Source organism: Actinoplanes sp. TFC3 (genome assembly GCF_001553785.1).
GTDB lineage: Bacteria > Actinomycetota > Actinomycetes > Mycobacteriales > Micromonosporaceae > Actinoplanes.
Map to the genome: position 1 here is coordinate 572218 of NZ_LOJP01000002.1, position 1502 is coordinate 573719.

Below are 1502 nucleotides of genomic sequence, written 5' to 3' on the forward strand. Positions count from 1 at the left end.
TGCCGCCTTCGGCCTGGCCTGCGGTGTCAAGTGGAGTGCGCTGTTCTTCGCACCGTTCTTCGGCCTGCTCGTAGTTGTGTGGCGGGGCCCGGGCCCGCCGCTCCGCCGGGGTGCACCGCCCCATCACCGCCGGCCTGCTCGGTGATCTGGGCTACCTGGTGCTCAGCTTCGCCCTCTCGGTGATCTTCTACCTGTCGACCTGGCTCGGCTGGTTCCTCACCGACGACGGCTACTTCCGTCACTACCGCGAAGCCAACAACATGAGCGAACCGCCGGTGCTAGGTGCGCTGCTCAACCTCATGCACTACCACCACGAGGCGTACACGTTCCACAGCGGCCTGACCGACCGGCACGTCTACCAGTCCTGGCCGTGGCAGTGGCTGCTGCTGGGTCGCCCGGTTGCCTTCTACTGGAATGGAAACGGCAACTGCGGCGCCCCCAGCTGTGCGGCCGAGGTGCTACTGCTGGGCACCCCGCTGCTCTGGTGGTCGATGCTGCCCGCGCTGGCCGCCCTGGTCTGGTTCGGCATCGCCCGCCGCGACTGGCGCGCCTTCGCCATCGGCACCGGCGTAGTGGCCGGCCTGCTCCCCTGGTTCTACTTCGCCGTAGCCGACGGCCGCACCATGTTCTCGTTCTACGTACTCCCGGCGCTGCCGTTCCTCATCCTGGCCATCGTGTACGCCCTGGGCGCCATCATGACCCCGGCAACAGGAATAGCCTCAGGCGCTGCCCGCACCGACCGCCAGCTCGTCGGAACCATCGTGGCGGGCGTATACGTGCTGCTGGTGGCGCTGTGCTTCGCCTACTTCCACCCGATCTTCGTGGGCCAGCTGATCCCTTATGACGACTGGTCGGCGCGCATGTGGCTGGGTGGGCGCTGGATCTGAGGTTGGATTCTGGGCCTCTGTATGGCGGCCCTGAGTGGCGGCCTCTAAGTGGCGGCGGCCCCCGAGTGGCGGCCGCTGCTGGCGGTCGTCTGCTGGGGGCCGTCTGATGGGGCCTTGGCTTGGGGGTTTTCTTGCTGGGGGCCTCTCGCTACGAGCCCTCCGGCTGGAGAAATAGGCAACGCCCCGATCGCCTGCCACGGGGGAAGCGGGCGATAGGGGCGTGCGACCAAAGCTTAACCAGCGCCGCCGGGCGGACACAATGGGTGCAGCCACTCAGTTATCGCGTCAAACAAATGATCAGCTCGGTTGGGGCTGATGGCCTTGTGGGACAGGGTGGGGTCCCGGCGTGGACTCAGGTGAGAGCTTGGGCGCGGGCTGGCACGGACGATTGGGTGCGGGGCGGGGTTGGCGGTAGGCCCTGCTTAGCGCAGGCGGCCCTGGAGCAGAACTAACCGGACGCAAGGCAGGCAGGACGCAGGGCAGGCAGGACGCAGGGCAGGCAGGACGCAGGGCAGGCAGGACGCAGGGCAGGCAGCTCGAAGCGGCGCAGGCCCCGAGGCAATGAGGCACCCACCTCAAGCCACCCCGCCACCTCCGCTGGCCGCGCTCCCAAGC

The 1502-nt window shown here is 68.1% G+C and carries 1 pseudogene; it reads left to right on the forward strand.

Features of this window, described 5'->3' with window-relative positions:
- Positions 1-887: pseudogene (locus tag TFC3_RS29695) on the forward strand (phospholipid carrier-dependent glycosyltransferase); the annotation flags it as partial.
- Between the last annotated feature and the right edge of the window lie 615 nt (positions 888-1502).